The 19,926-nt window shown below is 59.0% G+C and carries 20 protein-coding genes and 1 riboswitch; of the genes, 4 read left to right on the top strand and 16 right to left on the bottom strand.

Translation table 11 applies throughout. From position 1 onward, the window contains the following. The first annotated feature begins 268 nt into the window (after window positions 1-268). The gene (locus ACTJJ1_RS19415) at window positions 269-1,519 is read left to right on the top strand and encodes a glycoside hydrolase family 68 protein (protein ID WP_202290609.1); all 1,251 of its coding nucleotides are present in this window, start codon (window positions 269-271) and stop codon (window positions 1,517-1,519) included. Between the two features lie 78 nt (window positions 1,520-1,597). On the opposite strand, the gene ACTJJ1_RS19410 is transcribed toward ACTJJ1_RS19415, so the two are convergent. Next, window positions 1,598-2,023 (bottom strand): GNAT family N-acetyltransferase, encoded by a 426-nt coding sequence (locus tag ACTJJ1_RS19410; RefSeq protein WP_004952013.1) that lies wholly within the window; start codon window positions 2,021-2,023, stop codon window positions 1,598-1,600. Between the two features lie 68 nt (window positions 2,024-2,091). Beyond that, window positions 2,092-2,183: riboswitch (TPP riboswitch) on the top strand. Window positions 2,184-2,219: 36 nt separating this feature from the next. Between ACTJJ1_RS19410 and thiM the strand changes: the two genes are divergently transcribed. From thiM to ACTJJ1_RS19395, 3 genes are all read left to right on the top strand, one after another. Then, window positions 2,220-3,014, top strand: coding sequence for a hydroxyethylthiazole kinase (gene thiM / locus ACTJJ1_RS19405; protein ID WP_006327256.1), 795 nt, complete (start codon window positions 2,220-2,222; stop codon window positions 3,012-3,014). Beyond that, the gene (thiD, locus tag ACTJJ1_RS19400; protein WP_006327254.1) at window positions 3,011-3,811 is read left to right on the top strand and encodes a bifunctional hydroxymethylpyrimidine kinase/phosphomethylpyrimidine kinase; all 801 of its coding nucleotides are present in this window, start codon (window positions 3,011-3,013) and stop codon (window positions 3,809-3,811) included. Before thiM ends, thiD begins: the two co-directional genes overlap by 4 nt. Window positions 3,812-3,897: 86 nt before the next feature. Then, complete coding sequence (locus tag ACTJJ1_RS19395; RefSeq protein WP_004951993.1) at window positions 3,898-4,356, top strand: inhibitor of vertebrate lysozyme family protein; 459 nt, start codon at window positions 3,898-3,900, stop codon at window positions 4,354-4,356. Window positions 4,357-4,402: 46 nt separating this feature from the next. Here the strand turns inward: ACTJJ1_RS19395 and gutQ are convergent, their stop codons facing one another. From gutQ to trhP, 15 genes are all read right to left on the bottom strand, one after another. Then, on the bottom strand, window positions 4,403-5,374 hold the full coding sequence (gene gutQ / locus ACTJJ1_RS19390) for an arabinose-5-phosphate isomerase GutQ (protein WP_208904333.1): 972 nt from the start codon (window positions 5,372-5,374) through the stop codon (window positions 4,403-4,405). Continuing rightward, complete coding sequence (srlR, locus tag ACTJJ1_RS19385; RefSeq protein ID WP_004951988.1) at window positions 5,367-6,140, bottom strand: glucitol operon DNA-binding transcriptional repressor SrlR; 774 nt, start codon at window positions 6,138-6,140, stop codon at window positions 5,367-5,369. Before srlR ends, gutQ begins: the two co-directional genes overlap by 8 nt. An 83-nt stretch (window positions 6,141-6,223) precedes the next feature. Continuing rightward, window positions 6,224-6,580 carry a transcriptional regulator GutM gene (gene gutM, locus ACTJJ1_RS19380; RefSeq protein ID WP_004951985.1) on the bottom strand — a complete coding sequence of 119 codons (357 nt, stop codon included), beginning with the start codon at window positions 6,578-6,580 and terminating at the stop codon, window positions 6,224-6,226. 45 nt (window positions 6,581-6,625) lie between these two features. After that, window positions 6,626-7,405, bottom strand: a complete 780-nt coding sequence (gene srlD, locus ACTJJ1_RS19375; RefSeq protein WP_004951983.1) for a sorbitol-6-phosphate dehydrogenase — start codon at window positions 7,403-7,405, stop codon at window positions 6,626-6,628. A 10-nt stretch (window positions 7,406-7,415) separates the two neighbouring features. After that, window positions 7,416-7,778 carry a PTS glucitol/sorbitol transporter subunit IIA gene (gene srlB / locus ACTJJ1_RS19370; protein ID WP_004951982.1) on the bottom strand — a complete coding sequence of 121 codons (363 nt, stop codon included), beginning with the start codon at window positions 7,776-7,778 and terminating at the stop codon, window positions 7,416-7,418. A gap of 23 nt (window positions 7,779-7,801) precedes the next feature. Next, window positions 7,802-8,782, bottom strand: coding sequence for a PTS glucitol/sorbitol transporter subunit IIB (gene srlE, locus ACTJJ1_RS19365; RefSeq protein ID WP_064799090.1), 981 nt, complete (start codon window positions 8,780-8,782; stop codon window positions 7,802-7,804). Window positions 8,783-8,797: 15 nt separating this feature from the next. After that, window positions 8,798-9,346: a PTS glucitol/sorbitol transporter subunit IIC gene (gene srlA, locus ACTJJ1_RS19360; protein ID WP_004941528.1), complete on the bottom strand. Its 549-nt coding sequence runs from the start codon at window positions 9,344-9,346 to the stop codon at window positions 8,798-8,800. A 234-nt stretch (window positions 9,347-9,580) separates the two neighbouring features. Further along, on the bottom strand, window positions 9,581-10,630 hold the full coding sequence (gene fbaB / locus ACTJJ1_RS19355; protein WP_004951977.1) for a class I fructose-bisphosphate aldolase: 1,050 nt from the start codon (window positions 10,628-10,630) through the stop codon (window positions 9,581-9,583). Between the two features lie 251 nt (window positions 10,631-10,881). Beyond that, on the bottom strand, window positions 10,882-11,568 hold the full coding sequence (locus tag ACTJJ1_RS19350; RefSeq protein WP_006327242.1) for a GntR family transcriptional regulator: 687 nt from the start codon (window positions 11,566-11,568) through the stop codon (window positions 10,882-10,884). A gap of 109 nt (window positions 11,569-11,677) precedes the next feature. Next, on the bottom strand, window positions 11,678-13,150 hold the full coding sequence (locus ACTJJ1_RS19345; protein WP_440834911.1) for a mannitol dehydrogenase family protein: 1,473 nt from the start codon (window positions 13,148-13,150) through the stop codon (window positions 11,678-11,680). Window positions 13,151-13,197: 47 nt separating this feature from the next. Beyond that, window positions 13,198-14,487 carry an MFS transporter gene (locus ACTJJ1_RS19340; protein ID WP_006327239.1) on the bottom strand — a complete coding sequence of 430 codons (1,290 nt, stop codon included), beginning with the start codon at window positions 14,485-14,487 and terminating at the stop codon, window positions 13,198-13,200. Between the two features lie 84 nt (window positions 14,488-14,571). Continuing rightward, window positions 14,572-15,588 carry a Zn-dependent oxidoreductase gene (locus tag ACTJJ1_RS19335; protein ID WP_004951970.1) on the bottom strand — a complete coding sequence of 339 codons (1,017 nt, stop codon included), beginning with the start codon at window positions 15,586-15,588 and terminating at the stop codon, window positions 14,572-14,574. A gap of 14 nt (window positions 15,589-15,602) precedes the next feature. Then, window positions 15,603-16,817 carry a D-mannonate dehydratase ManD gene (gene manD, locus ACTJJ1_RS19330; RefSeq protein WP_006327237.1) on the bottom strand — a complete coding sequence of 405 codons (1,215 nt, stop codon included), beginning with the start codon at window positions 16,815-16,817 and terminating at the stop codon, window positions 15,603-15,605. Between the two features lie 195 nt (window positions 16,818-17,012). Further along, window positions 17,013-17,912: a lipid kinase YegS gene (gene yegS / locus ACTJJ1_RS19325; RefSeq protein WP_166729158.1), complete on the bottom strand. Its 900-nt coding sequence runs from the start codon at window positions 17,910-17,912 to the stop codon at window positions 17,013-17,015. Between the two features lie 487 nt (window positions 17,913-18,399). Then, window positions 18,400-19,752, bottom strand: a complete 1,353-nt coding sequence (trhP, locus tag ACTJJ1_RS19320; RefSeq protein WP_004951966.1) for a prephenate-dependent tRNA uridine(34) hydroxylase TrhP — start codon at window positions 19,750-19,752, stop codon at window positions 18,400-18,402. Window positions 19,753-19,926: the final 174 nt, after the last annotated feature.

Raw genomic sequence — 19,926 nt, 5'->3', positions numbered from 1 at the left:
CGCATTGACGCTGGGCAGTGCTGAAAGGCCCTAGACACAGGGCGGCTAACCCGGTGCCCCTCTCTTATCCCACTCATTTCGCCATTCTTACCTTTAGGGTTTGTCTGGCGCCTCACACAAACCTAACCGCATGCATTAGCCAAACCGATTTAGCAATATAGCGGCACGGCCACTCATCAGCCGCAGCGCGTCACATTTTGCCGCGCTCACCGCTCCTGCCGCCGTCGTTCCCGGCATGGGGGAGCTTACTTGCTAAGAGGAAATCATTATGACAAACGTAAATTACAAACCGACCATTTGGACCCGAGCAGAGGCGCTGAAAGTTAACGAAAAGGATCCGACCACCACGCAACCTTTGGTGAGCGCCGATTTTCCGGTAATGAGCGACAGCGTGTTCATCTGGGACACCATGCCGCTGCGCACCCTGGATGGCACCGTGGTCTCCGTCAACGGCTGGTCAGTGATTTTGACGTTGACCGCCGATCGCCATCCGCATGACCCGCAGTATATTGATGGCAATGGCAATTACGACATCAAGCGTGACTGGGAAGATCGCCACGGCCGTGCACGCATGTGTTACTGGTATTCCCGTACCGGCAAAGACTGGATCTTCGGCGGCCGGGTGATGGCGGAAGGGGTTTCACCGACGACGCGTGAATGGGCCGGTACCCCGATCCTGTTGAATAACGAAGGCGACATCGACCTGTATTACACCTGCGTGACGCCGGGTGCCACCATTGCCAAAGTGCGCGGCCGCATTGTGACGTCGGATGACGGCGTGCAACTGCAGGACTTCAACGAGGTGAAATCGCTGTTCGAGGCCGATGGGGTGTATTACCAGACCGAAGCGCAGAATGCCTACTGGAACTTCCGTGACCCAAGTCCGTTTATCGATCCGCAGGATGGCAAGCTGTATATGGTGTTCGAAGGCAACGTAGCCGGCGATCGCGGTTCGCATGTGGTTGGCCCGGATGAGTTGGGGCTGGTGCCGCCGGGCCATGAAGAGGTGGGCGGCGCACGTTTCCAGGTGGGCTGCATCGGCCTGGCGGTGGCAAAGGATCACAGCGGTGAAGAGTGGGAGATTTTGCCGCCGCTGGTCACGGCGGTGGGTGTCAACGATCAGACCGAACGTCCGCACTATGTGTTCCAGGACGGCAAGTATTACCTGTTCACCATCAGCCATAAATTCACCTATGCCGAAGGTCTGACCGGGCCGGATGGGGTGTACGGTTTCGTCAGCGATCGTCTGACCGGGCCTTACACGCCGATGAACGCCTCAGGTCTGGTACTGGGTAACCCGCCGGAACAGCCTTTCCAGACGTATTCGCACTGCGTGATGCCGAATGGTTTGGTGACGTCGTTTATCGACAGCGTGCCGACCGTCGGCGAGGATTACCGTATCGGCGGAACTGAGGCGCCAACGGTACGGATTGTGCTGGAAGGTGACCGTTCCTTTGTACGCGAGGTCTATGATTACGGTTATATCCCTGCGATGCAGGATATCGTTTTGCAAGGGTAACCTGCGGCCAGTAGTCTGAGACGCTCCAGAGGCCTGACGATGTCAGGCCTTTTCAGGTTTGACTCACAGCGGATAAGGCTATTTTTTAGGCGAATGCAGCAGGTAGTATTCTTCGCCGCCGTCGTTGCCGGTGGTTATCTTTTGCCAGCCATGCTTATGGTAAAACGCCAGCGCCTTCTCGTTTTTCACCAGGCATTTCAGCGAGCCGGTGGCGGTAAAGGTTCGCTCCGCCGCTTGCAGCAGGGCCGTGCCGACGCCGCGTGGCGGGAGGTGAGGATCGACATACAGGTTGTGAATAAAGTTATCTTGGCGATAAATCGACACGAATCCCAGCAGTTTTCCCTGATCTTCCGCCACCCAGATATCCTCGCCCAGCGTCGAGCGGTCGAAATCCTCCAGCCGGTAATCTTCGGTATCGCGCCAGGTGAACGCCGCCTTGCGCGCAGCCAGATAAAGGGTGCGCAAGAACGGACGATCGGCTTCACGGTAGGGTCTTATTTGCATGGCAGCTCCTTTTTATTTTTTGACACTATAGCGCGATTGACCTCACCGGCAGCAACCCCAATAATGGCCTCCTTGACTCGGGGTGCCCCAAGGGGCTGAGATTTTACCCGTATTACCTGATCTGGATTATGCCAGCGTAGGGAAGTCTCGGTGCCCCAACCGGTACCCGCCTTCTTGAACGCCGGTTGGGAGGAATATGTTCGCTCGACCTGATGCTTTACCCGGCGCCCGCGCCGCGGCCTGTCTGACCCAATTCAAACAACAGCCCCCGCTGATTCACTGCCTGACCAACGAAGTGGTGCAGGAGCTGACGGCTAACGTATTGCTGGCGCTTGGCGCTTCCCCGGCGATGGTGGTGGAACCGACCGAAGCGGCGCAGTTCAGCCAGATGGCGAGTGCCCTGTTAATCAATATCGGTACTCTCAATGCCTCGCGCGCCGAATCCATGCTGGCGGCGGTAGAAGCCGCCAATTTGGCGGGAACGCCCTGGACGCTGGATCCGGTGGCGGTGGGCGGGTTGGCGTACCGCACCGCCTTTGCCCGTCGTTTGCTGGGCGAGAAGCCGGCGGCGATCCGTGGCAACGCGTCTGAAATTATGGCGCTGAGCGGCCGGCAGAGCGCCGGGCGCGGCGTAGACAGCACCGACGACTCGCTGGCGGCTTTGCCGGCGGCACGGGAACTGGCGCAGCTCAGCGGCGCGGTGGTGGCGGTAACCGGCGTGGTGGATTACATCACCGATGGCCGGCGCGACTGGGCGGTCGCCGGTGGCGATGCGCTGATGACGCGGGTGGTGGGCACAGGTTGCGCGCTTTCGGCGGTGGTGGCGGCATTTTGCAGCCTGCCGGGCGATCGGCTGGACAACGTCGCGACCGCTTGCCGGGTGATGTCGCTTTGCGGCGAGCGGGCCACGCACCGGGCTGCGGGGCCGGGCAGCTTTACCCCGGCGTTCCTCGACGCCCTGTATCAACTGCGTGCGGAGGAGCTGCAATGAAACGGATTAACGCTTTGACCATCGCCGGCACCGATCCGAGCGGCGGCGCCGGCATCCAGGCCGATCTGAAAGCCTTTTCTGCCTTGGGGGCTTACGGCACTTCCGTGATCACCGCGCTGGTGGCGCAAAATACCCGTGGCGTGCAGTCGGTATATAACATCGATCCGGCGTTCGTCGCCGCCCAGTTGGATTCGGTATTCAGCGACGTGCGCATCGACAGCGCCAAGATCGGCATGCTGGCCAACGCCGATATCGTGCAGGCGGTGGCCGAACGCCTGCGGCATTACCGGCCGCCGTTCGTGGTGCTGGACACGGTGATGCTGGCGAAAAGCGGCGATCCCTTGCTGGCGCCGGAGGCGGTAGAGTCTATCCGCCGCGAACTGCTGCCGCAGGTGTCGATCATCACGCCGAACCTGCCGGAGGCGGCGGCTTTGTTGGCGTGCGCCCCGGCGGAAAATGAGCATCAGATGCGCGAACAGGGCCGGGCATTGCTGGCCATGGGGTGCCAGGCGGTGCTGATGAAGGGCGGCCATCTCAGCGAAAACGAAAGCCCGGACTGGTTGTTCAGCGCGGAGCAGGAACTGCGCTTCACTGCACCGCGCGTGGCGACTCGTCATACGCACGGCACCGGCTGCACGCTCTCCGCCGCGCTGGCTGCGCTGCGCCCGCGCCATGAAGACTGGGCCGGCACGGTCGCCGCCGCCAAGGACTATCTGCAAAAGGCATTGCAGCAAGCAGATACCCTGGAGGTGGGGCACGGCATCGGGCCGGTGCATCATTTTCACGCGTGGTGGTGATTCAACTTTTTGCCCTTGTTGTGGTCAGACTGGATCCATGCCCGGCGTTTGCCGGGTACGATCGGATTTAACCAAGGGAGAAGGCCATGACAGGACAAAACGCACTTCGCTGCGCCATCTTCGGCGCGTTACTCAGCCTCAGTGCGGGCAGCGTTGCCCAGCAGATTGTTACCACCTCGGACGTGATCCAGCAGCCGGGTTATCAAACCAGCTGGCAGAACATGGTGAAGGGGCAGGCTCGTCTGCCGGGCTGGGCGCGCAAGGGGATGGGTACTTCCACTCCGGCGCAAAGCCTGAGCTGGAAGGGGCAGAACTACCTGGTGGGTAATCTGTGCAAGCCGCACGATTGCGCCAACAACTTCTTGATCGTGGCGTTTAAAGAAGACAAATCCCAGGCCTGGGGCGTGCGGGTAGAGGTCGCCAACAAACCGGAAGCGATCGATCATCCAAAGAAATACGCCAAGTACCAATGGCTGGGCAAGCCGGACGAAGACATGAAGGCGCTGCTGAAAAAACAGTTCGAGAGCAATCCCGACTGGAAATAAAACGACCTGGGGCGCAGTTCATTGCCTGCGCCCTGAGGCCACGCACTCAGCCGATGCCGGCCTGATGCAGGTCGTGCAGGTTGATCGCGCCCACCAGCACGCCATCCAGATTGACCACCGGCGCAGCGCTGATGTGCTGTTCGTGCAATGCCTCCAGCGCTTCTCCGGCGCGCCACTGTTCCGGCAAACGGTAGCCGGGGCGGGTAATCGCCTGGCCCAACGCATCCTGCAGGCTATGGCCTTTTACCAGCCAGCGGCGCAGGTCGCCGTCGGTAAACACCCCCACCACTTTTTGCTGCGCATCGCACACCGGTACCAACCCCAGCCCGGTGCGGCTCAGTTCGAGCATCGCTTCCATCACGTTGGCTTTTTCACTGACCTGCGGCAGACGATCGCCGGTGCGCATCAGGTGGTGTACCCGGTTCAACAGGCGCGCCCCCAGGCTGCCGCCTGGATGGGAGCGGGCAAAGTCTTCGGCGTTGAACCCGCGTTGGCGCATCAATGCCATCGCCAGTGCGTCGCCCATCATCAGCGTATTGACCGCGCTGGAGGTGGGGGCCAGCCCCATCGGGCAGGCCTCGCGTTCGACGCTGATGTCCAGCACGCAGGCTGCGGCCAGCGCTAGCGGCGACTCTTTGCCACCGGTAATGGCGATCACCGGGATGTTGTTCTCCGCCAGCAGCGGCAGGATCAAATCCAGCTCCTTGGCGCGGCCGGAATAGGAGATAAACACCACCACGTCATCGGCGCCGATCATGCCGAGATCGCCGTGCAGCGCTTCCGCAGGGTGGACGAAGAACGACGGCGTGCCGGTGCTGGCCAGCGAGGCGGCAATTTTTTTGCCGATATGGCCGGATTTGCCGATGCCGGAAATCACCGCCTTGCCCCGGCAGTTCAACAGCAGTTCGCAGGCGCAGACGAAATTGTCGTCCAGGCGCGCCAGCAGGCGCTGCGCTTCGGTCAGCTCAATTTCCAGCGTTTCGCGGGCAAAAGCCAGCAGGGCAGTAGCGTTACTCATCGGAATCTCCTACCAGAATGATATTGATGCCTTTCGCTTGCAGCGCGGCGAGGTAATCCGGATTGATGTTTTTATCGGTGATCAGCGTATCCACGGCGCTCAGGTCGCACACCACGTTCGGGCTTTTGCGGCCGAATTTCGACGAATCCACCAGCAGGATAATGCGGCTGGCAGCCTCGCACATCGCCTTGCTGACGTTATGCACCTCGTTAAAGGTGGTGACGCCGGCGTTGAGATCGACCCCGTCCGCGCCAATAAACAACTTGTCGAAGCTGAACTTCTGGAACGCCGACTCCGCCAGGCTGCCGTGGAACGAGGCCGATTTTTTGCGGTAGGTGCCGCCGGGCATCAGGATGGTTTGGTCGTTGTCCAGCTCCACCAGCGCGTTGACGATATGCAGGCTGTTGGTCATCACCGTGATGTTATTGAACTGCGCCAGATGTGGGACCATTTGCAGCACCGTGCTGCCGGCATCGAAAATCAACGAGTCGCCGTCGTTAATCAGCTTGATGGCGGCGTAAGCGATTTGGCGTTTCTTTTCGCTGTTGATATGGGTTTTACGGTCGATCGGCTGGTCGCCGTCGTCGCGGCTGAGCACCACGCCGCCGTAAGTGCGGATCACCTCGCCTTCGTCTTCCAGCAGGGTGAGATCCTTGCGGATGGTGGTGCCGGTAGTGGAAAAATGCTCGGCCAGGGCGTCCACTGCCGTTTTGCCATGCCGCTGCAGATATTCAAGGATAGCGGCCTGCCGCTGCTTTGGTTTCATCGCGATTCCCGTTCACAAGAGGTGAGCATTTCCCTTCAGCGAATAATTCAATATGAAAGGTAATGTCTTTTAATGTGAAAATATCATGATTTAGGGGCAATCGCTAACGATAGTGCAGTCCGGCATGCACGATCCTCGGGGAAGATCACATCCGGGCGCAAATCCTGTTGATGCAGGCCGTGCAAATGGGTGAGCGGCTGCGGCCGGGCGAAGATGGTCAGGCCGCGCATCATCAGGCTGCCGCAGACTCGCCGCTCGGCGTCGAAAGCCAGCGCCAGCACGACCCGGGGTCGAAAACGGCCGCCGGAGCGCCCGACGCCGACGGTGCCCTGCCGGCACAGGCGATCGAAGGCGCGGTTGAAATGGCGGATTTGCCACCCGCCCAGGCCGATTTGCAGCAGCCAGGCCAGTACGGCGAAGATAACCAATGCTTGAGTCATAATGCCTCCTTAATCCCCCTCCGGGTGGAGGGGGAGGCGATCACATCAGAACATCACCTGACCGCCGGTGATGTTAATCGACTGGCCGGTGCAGTAAGACGCTTTGTCGCTGGCGTAAAACAGCAGGGTGTTCAGCACGTCCTGATAGTCGCAGCCGCGTTTCAACGGCACCTTGTCGGTGTAATATTTTTCGACCTGATCCGGCTCGATCCCCAGCTTTTGCGCGTATTGCGGCAGCAGCGACTGGAACATCGGCGACTTCAGCAGGTTGCCGAGCATCAGTGAATGCACGGTAATGCCGTATTCCGCCAGATCGAGCGCCAACGACTGGGTCAGCCCCACGCCGCCGAACTTGGCCGCACTGTAACCGGAGTTGTGCTTGCTGCCCACCTTGCCGGATTTGGAGTTGATCTGGATGATACGCCCGGCCACGCCGTCGCGGATCATCAGGCGGGAAAACTCGCGGGCGCACAGAAAATAGCCGACAAGATTGACCTGCAACGAGCGGTCAAAATCCCCCAGCAGGAAATCGGTGATCGGCGCCGCCTTGGCGATACCGGCGCTGTAAACCAGCAGATTGGCTTGGCCGAACGCCTGATCCACCGCCGCCGCCAGCGCAATGACGCTCTGCTCGTCGGTGGCGTCGGCCTGGAAAGCCTGGGCGCGGCCCGCACCGAACTCATGGTTAATCTGTTGCGCCACCTGCCGGGCATTGTCGGCGTTCAAATCGGCTACCGCGACCCGGTAACCCGCTTGCGCCAGGCCGTGGGATAAAAACGCACCTAAGGTTTGGCCGCCGCCAATCACTACCGCTACTTCAGACATGGTCTACTCCTTATGCAATAAATTTCAGCGTGCTGCCTAACGGGATATCGGCCGGCGTGGCGCCGGAAACGTGGATCGAACCCGGAAACTCGGCCTGGGTTACGCCGTCGAAGCGTACGGTGACATGACCCAGCTCACGCAGGTTTTGCGTAGCGACGCTGCCGACGGCGGTGATCGGATAACGCTGCTCCGCCAGCTCCATCCAGCCGCCGACCTGCAGTTCACCGGCGGTGTCGCCGTGCCGATGGATAAAGCAAAACTCTTCAATGTCCGCCGGCGCGCCTTCGCGGAAGGTGATCAGCATGTCATCCTGCAATGCCTCGCGGGCGCTGCCGCCAATCTGCGTAATGGTGGTGTGGAAAATGGTGTGCATGATCTTTTCCCTGCAAAACAGTGTCATTGATAGATGAAGGCCGAAGCGGCCCAGGCGATCAGCACCGTTGGCGCTCCGGTCAGGAAACGCCCGACCAGTACCGACGGCACGCCGACCCGCACGGTGTCCTGTTTGGCTTCCGCCAGCGACAGGCCGACCGGAATAAAGTCGCAGGCAGCCTGCGCGTTAATCGCAAACAGCGCGGGCAGCGCCAGCTGCGGCGGAATATGCCCGAGACCGATCTGCACCCCGACCAGCACGCCAATCACCTGGGCGATCACCGCGCCGGGGCCGAGGAAGGGCGACAACAGCGGGAAGGAACAGATCAGCGCCAGCGTCACCAGGCCGATTGGGCTGCTGGCCAGCGGCGTCAGGCCGTGGGCGATAAAATCACCCAGACCCGAGGCCATGATGATGCCGATCAACGCCGAGACGAACGCCATAAACGGCAGGATGGTTTTCAGCACCGTGTCGATGGTGTCGCGCCCGGCCTGGAAGAACACCGCCACCACCGAGCCCATGCCCATACCGACCTTGGCCAGCAGGCCGTCGCTCTGTTCGGTGATTTTTTTGCTGGTGTCGTAATCCCGCCCTTTTGGCTGCGGGGCGGGGGCCTTTTGCGCCGTATCGGTTGCCGACGTTACCAGGCTGATGTTGTTGTCACGTACGCCGGAGACGTAAATGTCCTCGAGGATAAACTGCGCCAGCGGGCCGGACTGGCCGGTGGCGTGGATATTGACCGTCGGGATGCGGCGCTTCGGATACAACCCGCAGCGCAGGGTGCCGCCGCAGTCGATCACCATCACGCCAATCTCTTCCGCCGGCGGTTCGCCCTCTTTAAAGCCGTCGACTGCCGGCCAGCCGGTCAGCTCGCTGAGCCGATCGACGATCGAAGGGCGGGTGCCGGCGGTGATGTACACCACTTTCTTGCCGGGTTCGACAGCAATCTCCAACGGGCCACCCCAGCCGCTGGCGCCTTTCTCAATACGGATATAAGCACTCATGCTGCACTCCACGGATTAAAGTTGCACCTGGCGATCCAGGCGGATGCCCATTTTGCGTTCGAACAGACTGGTGGTGAGGTCGGTTACCCAGCCACGGAAGAAATTGGTGAACAACCCGACCAGGAAATAGCTTACCGCCAGTGGCCCAAGCGGCAGGCCGAGAGTCGTCAGGCCGCTGGCGATACCGAGGTAAACGAACAGCTCGCCGGGGTTGATGTGCGGAAACAGGCCGTTCATCGAGTGGCAGCTGTAGGATGCCGCCGCATAGTAGCTGGGCTTGTATTTCTCCGGCATAAAGCGCCCGAGACTGAGGGTCATCGGGTTACAGAAAACAAAGGTACCGATCAGCGGCAGCAGCAGATAGCGCGATACCGGGTTGCCCGCACAGCGCTGCGCCAATCGTTCGATACGTTCCTGGCCTACAAATTTGATCAGCGCATTCATAATGACCAACAGGCTGATTAACAAAGGTAAAATGCCGGTCACCATGCCGACGAACACTTCACCACCTTTCTGAAACAGGCCGATAAACCACTCGGCGCCGTGGGTGATTAGCTCAATCATTATTGCTCTCCTGTGATGGACGATATGGCCTGGAGCGAAAAGTGGCTCTGTCGCCATGGGCCTTACACTAATCACTTTACGGATTCATTTGTTTTAAATAGATCACATTTTGAAAGATAAATATTTTATTGTGAAAGTTAATAATGAAAGAAAGGTAAGGGTGAAACGAAGGTATTGGCGGAAGACAGGCACAAAAAAGCCCGGCGTACCGGGCTGTGGGGGTAGGAAAAGGGGTCAGGCGATGGTGACGTTTTTGTCCAGGTAGGTGTCCTGCACGGCGTTGATCAGCGCCACGCCTTCTTTCATCGATTTCTTGAACGCCTTGCGCCCCAGGATCAGGCCCATGCCGCCCGCACGCTTGTTGATGACTGCGGTGCGCACCGATTCCTGCAGGTCGTTTTCACCGGCGGCGCCGCCGGAGTTGATCAAGCCCGCGCGGCCCATATAGCAGTTGGCCAACTGGTAACGCACCAGATCTATCGGGTGATCGGTGGTCAGCTTGTTGTAGACGCGGTCATCGGTATAGCCGAATTTTACTGCGCGGTAGCCGCCGTTGTTTTCCGCCATTTTTTGCTTGACGATATCGGCGCCGATGGTGGCGGCAATATGGTTGGCCTGGCCGGTGAGATCGGCGCTGGAATGGTAATCCACGCCGTCTTTGGTGAACGCCGGGTTACGCAGATAGGCCCAGAGTACGGTGACCATGCCCAACTCGTGCGCGCGTTCGAAGGCGGCGGAGATCTCCTCGATCTGGCGGCGAGATTGCTCGGAGCCGAAGTAAATGGTTGCGCCGACCGCGACCGCCCCCATATTGAAAGCCTGCTCGACGCTGGCGTACAGCGTCTGGTCGTATTGGGTCGGGTAGCTCAGAGTTTCGTTATGGTTCAGTTTGACCAGGAACGGAATTTTGTGGGCATAGCGGCGTGATACCGACGCCAGCACCCCGTAGGTGGAGGCGACGCAGTTACAGCCGGCTTCGATTGCCAGTTCGACGATGTTTTTCGGATCGAAATACAAAGGGTTGGCGGCGAAAGAAGCGCCGGCCGAGTGTTCAATGCCCTGATCGACCGGCAGAATCGACAGGTAACCGGTGCCGGCCAGGCGGCCATGGTTGAGCAGGGTTTGCATGGAACGAAGGACGGTATTGGGACGGTTGTTATCGATCATTATCCGGTCGACAAAGTCGGCGCCCGGCAGGTACAGATTCTCAGCAGGGATGGTGGTACAGCGGTGTTGCAACAGGTCTTCCGCTTCCTTTCCTAACAACTGCGCGATATCAGTCATGATTGACTCCCGATTTAGCTCCCTTATACACCGGCAATGCCATCCCCGTCGTCTTTCAAGCCCTGGCTGCAACTTGAAAGCCATAGGGGATATTGGGTCACCGGCATAGCAGAAAGCGGTGATTAAAGCTGTAAGAACGAGACTACTGAATTTCCTTTGGCAAGGAGAAACAATAGATGCGATTGAGAGGAAATTCCATTTGCAGGGGCAAATACGCGAGGGCGATCGCCCCCGGCGCGGTAACTGGCTGATTACTCGATATCGAACCACTCGGTGTTTTGCAGGGCGATCGGCGTAATAGAGTAGATCATCTCCTGCAGGTGCTCATGAATGGCGCGTTCGGCGGCGTCCGCATCCTGCGCCTTGAGCGCGGCAAAGATCCGATAATGCTGCTGGATCAGGCTTTCCGGCGGCGACACTTCGCTCAGGCTGAGAAAACGCACCCGATCCATGGTGGCCTTAATGGTTTCGATGGTTTCCCAGGCCAGCGGGCAGTCGGCGAACTGGGTCAGCAACTGGTGGAACTCATCGTCCAACGCCAAAAACTCGCGCGTCTGTTGGTTTTGCGCCGCCAGTTCCTGGCGATGCAAATTGTGCTCCAGCGTCATCAGCTGTTCCGGTGTGATCCGCTGCGCCACGCGGCGGACGATCGCGCACTCCACCGCCTGGCGGATAAAGCGTCCGTCGGCCACCCGCTTGGCGGAAATCTTCATCACGAAAGTGCCGCGCTGCGGCAGTATCTGCACCAACCCGGCCTCCGCCAGCTTGATGAAAGCCTCGCGCACCGGTTGGCGCGAAACGCTAAAACGGGTGGAAATCTCTTTCTCGGAAAGCAGCGTGCCGGGCGGAATGGTGCAGTCGACAATGTCTTTACGCAGGAAACGGTAAATTTGCTGGTTGACCGGAAGGGTGTTGGTGAGGCTGTAGGATTCAGACATGGCGACAATCAGTGACCCGACTTGCTGTGAATGCCACCATACTAGCAGATTATCTTGGGGCTGCGGGCGTATAAATCCCGCCGCAGCCTGATGAATTTCAATCGATCTATCAACTAACCGCTAATCCGGCGACGGCGGCTTTTGCTCCCTTATCCAACAGCGTCAAATAGGCTTGGGTTACTGCGCTAACGAAGCATGGGCTGTCCGGAAGGTCATGGCCAAATACCCTTTCCAACTGGAGCAACGCAAGCACGCGCTGTGGACCTTCCTCGCTGCCCGCCACCAAATCGGCAATGCGTTCACGCAAGGGATCGCTGATTTCTATCGGTTGGCCCTGCTCATCCAGGCCGCCGACATAGCGCATCCAACCGGCCACGGCCAATGCCAGGGCGTCAAAACGGCTGCCGTGCGCCAGATGGTGGCGAATGGGATCCAGCAGGCGCTGCGGCAATTTTTGCGTGCCGTCCATGGCGATCTGCCCGGTGCGGTGTTTCAACGCGCTGTTACGGTAGCGCTGCAACAGCGAGTCGGCGTAATGAGCCAAATCGACACCGCTTACCTGCAGCGTCGGCGCTTGTTCCGCCAACATTAAATGGCGCGCTGCGCGGACAAAATCCTCATCTTGCATGCAGTCGCTGACGTGCGGATAACCGGCCAGATAGCCGAGATAGGCAAGGAACGAGTGGCTGCCGTTCAGCATCCGCAGCTTCATTTCCTCGTACGGCAGCACGTCGCCGACCAGCTCGGCGCCCGCTCGTTCCCACTCTGGCCGCCCCTGCGGGAAGTCGTCTTCGATCACCCATTGGCGAAAGGGTTCGCAAGCCACGCCGACCGCATCGCTCACGCCGCCCAGCAATGCCTGCAACTGGCGTTGGGTTTCCGGCGTCACCGCCGGGACAATGCGGTCTACCATGGTGGAAGGAAAGCGGACGTTTTGCCGCACCCAGTCGGCCAACCCGGCATCCTGCCGCTGCGCCAGTTGAGTGACGACGTTGCGGGTTACCTGGCCGTTGGCCGGCATGTTGTCGCAGGACATCACGCTAAATGCCGGCAGGCCGCGTTCCCGGCGCAGGCGCAGCGCAGCCAGGATCAGCCCCGGCGCGGACCGCGGCCGCAGCGGGTTGGCGATGTCGTGTTGAATATCCGGGTGATCGAGCATCAACTGGCCGTTGGCAGGTTGATAGCAGTAGCCTTTCTCGCTGACGGTCAATGAAACTATGGCAATCTCTGGCTGCGCCATGGCGCCGAGTACCGCTGCCAACCCGTCGATCTGCAAGTGCAGCGCTTGCCTGATCACGCCGATCGTGCGGCCGCGCCAGCCGTTGCCGTCCATTTCGGCCACCGTATACAGCAAATCCTGCTGCTGCAGATCGGCGATTTTTTGCTGGCCGTTATGCATGCTGATCACGCAGTAGCCCCAGTCGCCGGCGTGCTCGTTGGCCAACTGCTCGGCATACACGGCCTGATGCGCGCGGAAAAAGGCGCCAAAGCCGAGGTGGACAATGCGGGGTTTTATGCGTTCACGGGCGTAACCTGGCCGGGCAATTGCCGCCGGCAGCGCGCTGTTGCTGGAAAGTGTCATGCTGAAATCCCTGAAAGAGCGGGGCGACGTTGGCCGCCCCGAAGGGGTTAGTGTTTCGAGATCTGCGGTTGTGCGGCATTGCGCGGTGCCTTGATCACCAGCAACACCAACACGGCGCCGAGTGCGGCCACGCCGCCGGCCAGGATAAAGGCACTGTCGAACTTGCCGGTGTTCTGCACGATATAACCGGTCACTACCGGGCCAATGATCCCCGACACGCTGCCGATCATATGAACGAAGCCGCTGGCGCCGCCGACCCGGGATTTATGCACCACGTCCTGAATGATCGCCCAATAAATGGCCCCGGTGATATACAGGAAGAAGATGGAGACCGACATCAGCATGACCGCCGGCACCACGCTGCTGACGGTGCCCGCCAATGCGACGCAAATGGCCGCCGCCAACAGGCTGGTCACCAGGACGATCTTGCGTGACAGCAGCAGCTTGCCGGTGATATTGAAAATCTTGTCGGAGATATAGCCGCCGAGCGCCAGCCCAACAAAACCGACAATCCACGGGATCATGGTGGTGAGGCTCATTTCCTTGATGTTCAGGTTGTGCGCCTGCACCAGATACGCCGGGAACCAGCTCAGGAAGAAGAACAGGATGTAGTTGTAGCAGAAGAAGGCGAACGCGGTGACCAGGATGATCGGCTGCTTCAGGTAGTAGCCCAGCCCATGCGCGGCGTCGCTCAGCTCTTCTTCTTCGCTGATTTTTTCCTCTTTCAGTTTGTTGATCAGTGCCCGCTCGTTTTCGCTGACGTGCTTGCTCTTGGCCGGGTTATCCGCCACCACGAAGAACCACACCAGCATCCAGACGATGCCGATCGAGCAGATGATCATAAACGCCATCCGCCAGCCGAACGCCAGCGCCAGATAGCCGACGATCGGCCCGGCTACCGCACCGCCCAAAGGCGAACCGGCGCTGAGCAGGCCCATGGCGGTGGCCGCCTGTTTCTTCGGGAACCAGCCGTTGATCATTTTGTTGGCGGAAGAGCTGATCGGCCCTTCGGCCATGCCGAACAGGATGCGCAGGATCAGCATGGAATAGAAGCCGGTGGCGAACGCCGTCATGCCGCAGAAGATTGACCATAAGGCCACGGCGATGCCGAGCACCAGCGTCGGGCCGTACCTGTCGACCGCCAGCCCGCCGATGAAGTTGAAGATGGCGTAGCCGAAGAAGAAGCTGCCGAAGATGAGGCCGAACTGCTCGGCGTTCAGCATCAGATCTTTTTCGATCATCGGTACGGTAATCGACAGCGCGACGCGGTCGAGGTAGTTGATCATAAAGACCATGAACAGCAGGAATACTATGGTCCAACGCAGGTTTTTAAACATAAAAGCACTCCATATATTTCTAGTTTTGATGCTTTGTTCTCTGCAAGGGCGGCCAGGCCGCCCTATGCCCCGGTGTTAACAAAACTAACTGAATTGCAGTAACACTTTGCAGCAGGTGCGCTGATCTTTTTCGAACATCAGCATCGCCTGTTCCACTTCACTGGCGGCGACGCAATGGGTGATTAACCGCTGCGGGTCGATTTTTCCGCCGGCCATCCAGTCGATAACCTGCGGGAAGCGGGCGCTGTTGAGGCGCGAGGAGAAAATCGACAGCTCCTTGCTGGTGATGCTTTGCTGGGTGACGGTGCAGGCATCGCCGGAGAAACCCATGATGCCGATGCGCGCCGCCGGTGATGCAAGGTTAATGGCTTCCTGCAAAATAGCCGGGTGGCAGGCGGCGTCGACGATCAGCGTCGGGCGGATGCCGCGTCGTTCCAGTTCTGCCGGCAGCGAAGCCTCGGCGTTATTGAACGTCCAGTCGGCACCGTTTTCTTGCGCCATAACCAGCCGTTCGGCGATGCGATCGGTAACAATCACCTGCTTCACGCCGTAGACCCCTTTCAGCGTCTGGATCACCGTCAGCCCCATCGGCCCGGCGCCGTAGATTAGCGCGATATCCTCGGCCCTGGGCTGCAGGTGGGCGGTGATATTGGCGGCAATGGTGAAAGGCTCGACCATCGCGGCGTGGCGATCGCTGATGCTTTCAGGAATGCGGTAAGCGTTGCGCGCCGGGGCGCAGGCATAATCGCTGAAGCCGCCGTCGCGGTGCACGCCGATCACCTGCAGCTCGGTACAGACGTTGGGGCGCCCGATGGAACAAGGATAGCAATGGCCACAGCTCACCACCGGATCCACCGAAACGCGTTCGCCGATGCGTTGCGGATCGACGTCGCTGCCCACCTGGTCGATCACGCCGAAAAACTCATGGCCGATCACGCGCGGGTAGCGGGCGAACGGGTTATGCCCATGATAAATGTGCACATCGGAGCCGCAGATGCCGGCAAACTTCACCTTTACCCGCACTTCGCCGGCCGCCGGCTGCGGCAGTGGGCGCTGCTGGATAACCAGCCGGCCAGGTTGTTCAATCACCACGCTTTGCATTGCGCGTTCTCCCGTTACCAGTTCCATAAGGTGCCGTCCTCCAGGCGCGCGACCGGCAGATAGGCCGGTTCGTACGGATAGCGTGCGGCCAGTTTTTCGTCGAACTCAATGCCCAACCCCGGTTTGTTGCCCGGGTGCATGTAGCCGTCGTTGAAGGTCCAGCTGTGCGGGAACACCTCGAGCATTTGTTCGGAGTAACCCATATATTCCTGCACGCCAAAGTTCGGTACCCACAGATCAAAGTGCAGCGCCGCCGCCATGCAGATAGGCGACAGGTCGGAAGGGCCATGCGAACCGGTACGCACCTGATACAGCGAGGCGAAATCGGCGATGCGGCGCATGCCGGTGATACCGCCTGCGTGGGTGAGGGTGGTGCGGATATAGTCGATAAGTTGTTCTTCAATCAGCTGTTTGCAGTCCCAGATGCTGTTGAAGACTTCGCCGACGGCGATAGGCGTAACGGTATGCTGGCGGATCAGACGGAAACATTCCTGGTTCTCCGCCGGGGTCGGATCTTCCATCCAGAACAACCGGTACTGTTCAATGCTTTTGCCAAAGCGCGCGGCCTCGATCGGCGTCAACCTGTGGTGCATGTCGTGCAGCAGATGCTCGTCAAAACCGAACCTGTTGCGCACTGCCTCGAACAGCTTGGGGGTGAAATCGAGGTATTTCTCCGTGGACCACAGCTGCTCTTCCGGCCAGTTGCCTTTGGTGGCCGGCTCGTAGGCCAGCCCTTTGCCTTTGGCCATGCCGTAAGTGGTTTTCATGCCCGGCACGCCGCACTGGGCGCGGATGGCTTTAAAGCCCAGCTCTTTATGTTTGGCGTAGTCGTCGAGCACTTCGTCGATGGAATGGCCGGTGGTGTGGCAGTAAACCATCACGCCGGTGCGCGATGCGCCGCCCAGCAACTGATACAGCGGCATATTGGCGGCTTTGCCTTTAATGTCCCACAGCGCCATATCGACGGCGGAGATGGCGGACATGGTGACCGGGCCGCGCCGCCAGTAGGCGCCCTTATAAAAGAATTGCCAGATGTCTTCGATCTGGTGGGCATCGCGGCCGATCAATTGCGGGCAGACATGATCTTTCAGGTAGGAGGCTACCGGCAGTTCGCGGCCATTGAGGGTGGCGTCGCCGATGCCGGTAATGCCGTCGTCGGTGGTGATCTTCAGCGTGACGAAATTCCTGCCTGGGCAAGTGACAAACACCTCTGCGTTAACAATTTTCATAACGTCTACATCCTGTTCCCACGGGTCATTAATAGGGGGAAAATACGCCATGAACTAACTACCATACAAGTATGATTTAAAGGATTTGCCGGGGAAGATCACATTTCATCGCGTAAATAGAGGGAAGGGAGAAGGGGGGGAACCGGCGGGGGCGCAGCAGGCTGGCTACGCCCAGGGATCAGAGAAAGGGCGGCCTTAACCCAGCAGCTCGCAGTTGGGCGGTAGGCGGCATTCAATGGCGTTCGGCAGCACTTCGATGCGGAAATGCGTGCCCTTCAGCGGCTCGCCGTCGAGGTTAAAGGTGATCTCGTGCGGCGCATTGATTTCCAGCCAAGGCAGCGCGGCGCTAACCACGTTTTTGTTTTCCTCGCCGTTAACCAGGCTGGCCACCAACGCCGGCAGCAGTTCGTCTGCGATCAGCAGCCGCAGTTGCAGCAGCCCGTCGTTGATTAACGCGTCCGGGCACAGCTGCTGGCCGCCTCCGGCCTGCTTGCCGTTGCCGATGCCAATCACCAGCGCGTCTCCGGACCACTGGAAATCCGGCCCGCGGATCTCGCAGCGGTCGGCCTTCAGCGTATCCATGCGCAGCAGGCCATGAATAAAGTAAGAAACGCCGCCCAGTACGGCCTTTAGTTTTTCCGGCGTTTCGGTGGTGATGCGGGTGCCGAAACCACCGGTCGCCATGTTGATAAAGTAGCGTTCGTCATTGACCTTCGCCAGATCGATCGGCACCGCACGGCCTTTCGTCGCCAACAGCAGCGCCTGTTCCGGTATCAGCGGAATATTGCAGGCCACGGCGAAGTCATTGGCGGTGCCCAGCGGCAGTATGCCCAGTGCCGGGCGGCTGCCCGCAGGCAGCGCCGTCAGCGCGGCGGCCACTTCGTTGATGGTGCCGTCGCCGCCGCCGGCAATCAGCGTGGCGACCCCCAGTTGGCAAGCTTCCTTCACATAGCGCGCTGCGTCACCCTGTTCCCAGGTAACGCGAACGTGCAGGGTCTGGCCCTCATCCCGCAGCTTCTGCACCGCAAGGCGAACGTCTTCGTTGCCTGCGCCTTTGCCATTAATGATAAGAAGCGCTGACGTGTGTTGACTCATTCCCTCTCTCCCGGCTGACCAATGCTTTGGACTGAAAAAGATAAACTACAAGCGGAGAGCAGACCATCAGAATATTCAGTTAATTCTGATTATCGTCAGCGGGCCAATGATTATTTCTGCATATTTGGCTTAATTTAAGATATAGGTGCGGTATCAGCAGCGAGTTATCGTTAATGGTTTAATTAATCGATGTGATTGGGTATTTATATGGAAATGCGGATTGGCGTGTTATTAAAATAGATAACGCGACAATTTTAACTGTCGAAAAATATTAGGGTTTCATCTGCGGGTATTTTGACGGCACCAAAGAAAAAGCCAGCCCAAGGGAGATTGGACCGGCTAAGGAGGTGGTTCCTAGTATTGCTATGCAAATATTTTTCATTCTTGGTTTTAAGCAGGCTGATGGTAACCAAGCTGCGCGGTAATTGATGTGATCCAATTCTAATATTTGCTAAAAATCGCCACCTAAGGGTGGCGATGGGTGTTTTTACGCGGCGGGACTCTGGGTGTCCGGTAAATTGCGGATCAGCAATGCGTAATTGAGATCGATATCCTGTGGGATCGGCAAATAAACGATGTGCCCGTTGCCCGGTGCCACGTCGATCGCTTCGCCTTTTTTATTTTGCATGCTCTCCAGGGTAAACAACACGTTACCGCCGGGGGTCATCATCTCCACGCCGTCGCCGATCATAAACTTGTTTTTCACGTCCACTTCCGCCCAGCCGTCGCGCCTTACGCCGGTAAATTCGCCGACGAACTGCTGGCGTTCGGACAGCGAGGAGCCGTAATCGTAATTTTGCTGCGCCTCATGCACGTGGCGGCGCAAGAACCCTTCGGTGTAACCGCGGTGCGCCAAACCTTCCAGCGTGGTCAGCAGCGAGGGATCGAACGGCTTGCCTGCGACCGCATCGTCAATGGCGCGACGGTAAACCTGTGCGGTGCGCGCGCAGTAGTAAAACGACTTGGTGCGGCCTTCAATTTTCAGCGAATGCACGCCGAGTTGAGTCAGACGCTCTACGTGCTGGATGGCGCGCAGATCTTTCGAGTTCATGATGTAGGTGCCGTGTTCATCTTCAAAAGCGCTCATGTATTCATCCGGCTTTTGCGCTTCGGAGAGCATGAACACCTTGTCGGTCGGCGCGCCGATGCCCAGCGTCGGTTCGACGGTCTGCACCGGAATTGGCTCATGCAGGTGCACGATGTTGCCGGTGTCATCCTCTTTGCCTTCTTCCGCCTTGTACTGCCAGCGGCAGGCGTTGGTGCAGGTGCCTTGGTTGGGATCGCGCTTGTTGATGTAACCGGACAGCAGGCAACGGCCTGAGTAGGCCATGCACAGCGCGCCGTGGACGAAGATTTCCAGCTCCATCTCGGGGACCTGGCTGCGGATCTCGGCGATCTCCTCCAGCGACAGCTCACGCGACAGGATCACGCGCGTCAGCCCCATCTGCTGCCAGAACTTCACCGTCGCCCAGTTGACCGCATTGGCCTGCACCGACAGATGAATGTCCATCTGCGGGAAGGCTTCGCGCACCATCATGATCAGGCCGGGATCGGACATGATCAGCGCGTCCGGGCCCATATCGATCACCGGTTTAAGATCGCGCAGGAAGGTTTTCAGCTTGGCGTTGTGCGGCGCGATGTTCACCACCACATAGAACTTCTTGCCCAGCGCGTGGGCTTCGTTGATCCCCTGCGCCAGATTCTCGTGATTGAATTCGTTGTTACGCACCCGCAGGCTGTAACGCGGCTGGCCGGCATAAACCGCATCGGCGCCATAGGCAAAGGCGTAACGCATGTTTTTCAGCGTTCCGGCCGGGGAGAGAAGTTCCGGTGTAAACATAATGAGTCTCGGTCTGATTTCAGGTCAGTATACCCGTGTCTTTCAAACTGCAGCGTTGTTGACCGCAACATGAAAGCCAGTGGGTATAACGCACCACCAAATGGCGCAGTAAAAGCGGGGGATTGTAGCGGCAGAGCGGCAAAAAATCAGCAGTTAACCGGATTTATTACAGGG

This window comes from Serratia sp. 22264, from assembly GCF_052045345.1.
Lineage (GTDB): Bacteria > Pseudomonadota > Gammaproteobacteria > Enterobacterales > Enterobacteriaceae > Serratia > Serratia plymuthica.
This window is presented reverse-complemented; position numbering and strand designations above follow the sequence as displayed.

What these genes read in the sequence shown, in the direction of transcription:
- trhP (WP_004951966.1), bottom strand. Translation starts at nt 19,752, where the DNA reads ATGTTTACACCGGAACTTCTCTCCCCGGCCGGAACGCTGAAAAACATG.
- fbaB (WP_004951977.1), bottom strand. Translation starts at nt 10,630, where the DNA reads ATGACTGATATCGCGCAGTTGTTAGGAAAGGAAGCGGAAGACCTGTTG.
- thiM (WP_006327256.1), top strand. Translation starts at nt 2,220, where the DNA reads ATGTTCGCTCGACCTGATGCTTTACCCGGCGCCCGCGCCGCGGCCTGT.
- yegS (WP_166729158.1), bottom strand. Translation starts at nt 17,912, where the DNA reads ATGAGTCAACACACGTCAGCGCTTCTTATCATTAATGGCAAAGGCGCA.
- gutM (WP_004951985.1), bottom strand. Translation starts at nt 6,580, where the DNA reads ATGACTCAAGCATTGGTTATCTTCGCCGTACTGGCCTGGCTGCTGCAA.
- ACTJJ1_RS19410 (WP_004952013.1), bottom strand. Translation starts at nt 2,023, where the DNA reads ATGCAAATAAGACCCTACCGTGAAGCCGATCGTCCGTTCTTGCGCACC.
- ACTJJ1_RS19395 (WP_004951993.1), top strand. Translation starts at nt 3,898, where the DNA reads ATGACAGGACAAAACGCACTTCGCTGCGCCATCTTCGGCGCGTTACTC.
- manD (WP_006327237.1), bottom strand. Translation starts at nt 16,817, where the DNA reads ATGAAAATTGTTAACGCAGAGGTGTTTGTCACTTGCCCAGGCAGGAAT.
- srlE (WP_064799090.1), bottom strand. Translation starts at nt 8,782, where the DNA reads ATGAGTGCTTATATCCGTATTGAGAAAGGCGCCAGCGGCTGGGGTGGC.
- thiD (WP_006327254.1), top strand. Translation starts at nt 3,011, where the DNA reads ATGAAACGGATTAACGCTTTGACCATCGCCGGCACCGATCCGAGCGGC.
- srlR (WP_004951988.1), bottom strand. Translation starts at nt 6,140, where the DNA reads ATGAAACCAAAGCAGCGGCAGGCCGCTATCCTTGAATATCTGCAGCGG.
- srlB (WP_004951982.1), bottom strand. Translation starts at nt 7,778, where the DNA reads ATGCACACCATTTTCCACACCACCATTACGCAGATTGGCGGCAGCGCC.
- ACTJJ1_RS19340 (WP_006327239.1), bottom strand. Translation starts at nt 14,487, where the DNA reads ATGTTTAAAAACCTGCGTTGGACCATAGTATTCCTGCTGTTCATGGTC.
- srlD (WP_004951983.1), bottom strand. Translation starts at nt 7,405, where the DNA reads ATGTCTGAAGTAGCGGTAGTGATTGGCGGCGGCCAAACCTTAGGTGCG.
- srlA (WP_004941528.1), bottom strand. Translation starts at nt 9,346, where the DNA reads ATGATTGAGCTAATCACCCACGGCGCCGAGTGGTTTATCGGCCTGTTT.
- ACTJJ1_RS19335 (WP_004951970.1), bottom strand. Translation starts at nt 15,588, where the DNA reads ATGCAAAGCGTGGTGATTGAACAACCTGGCCGGCTGGTTATCCAGCAG.
- ACTJJ1_RS19350 (WP_006327242.1), bottom strand. Translation starts at nt 11,568, where the DNA reads ATGTCTGAATCCTACAGCCTCACCAACACCCTTCCGGTCAACCAGCAA.
- gutQ (WP_208904333.1), bottom strand. Translation starts at nt 5,374, where the DNA reads ATGAGTAACGCTACTGCCCTGCTGGCTTTTGCCCGCGAAACGCTGGAA.
- ACTJJ1_RS19345 (WP_440834911.1), bottom strand. Translation starts at nt 13,150, where the DNA reads ATGACACTTTCCAGCAACAGCGCGCTGCCGGCGGCAATTGCCCGGCCA.
- ACTJJ1_RS19415 (WP_202290609.1), top strand. Translation starts at nt 269, where the DNA reads ATGACAAACGTAAATTACAAACCGACCATTTGGACCCGAGCAGAGGCG.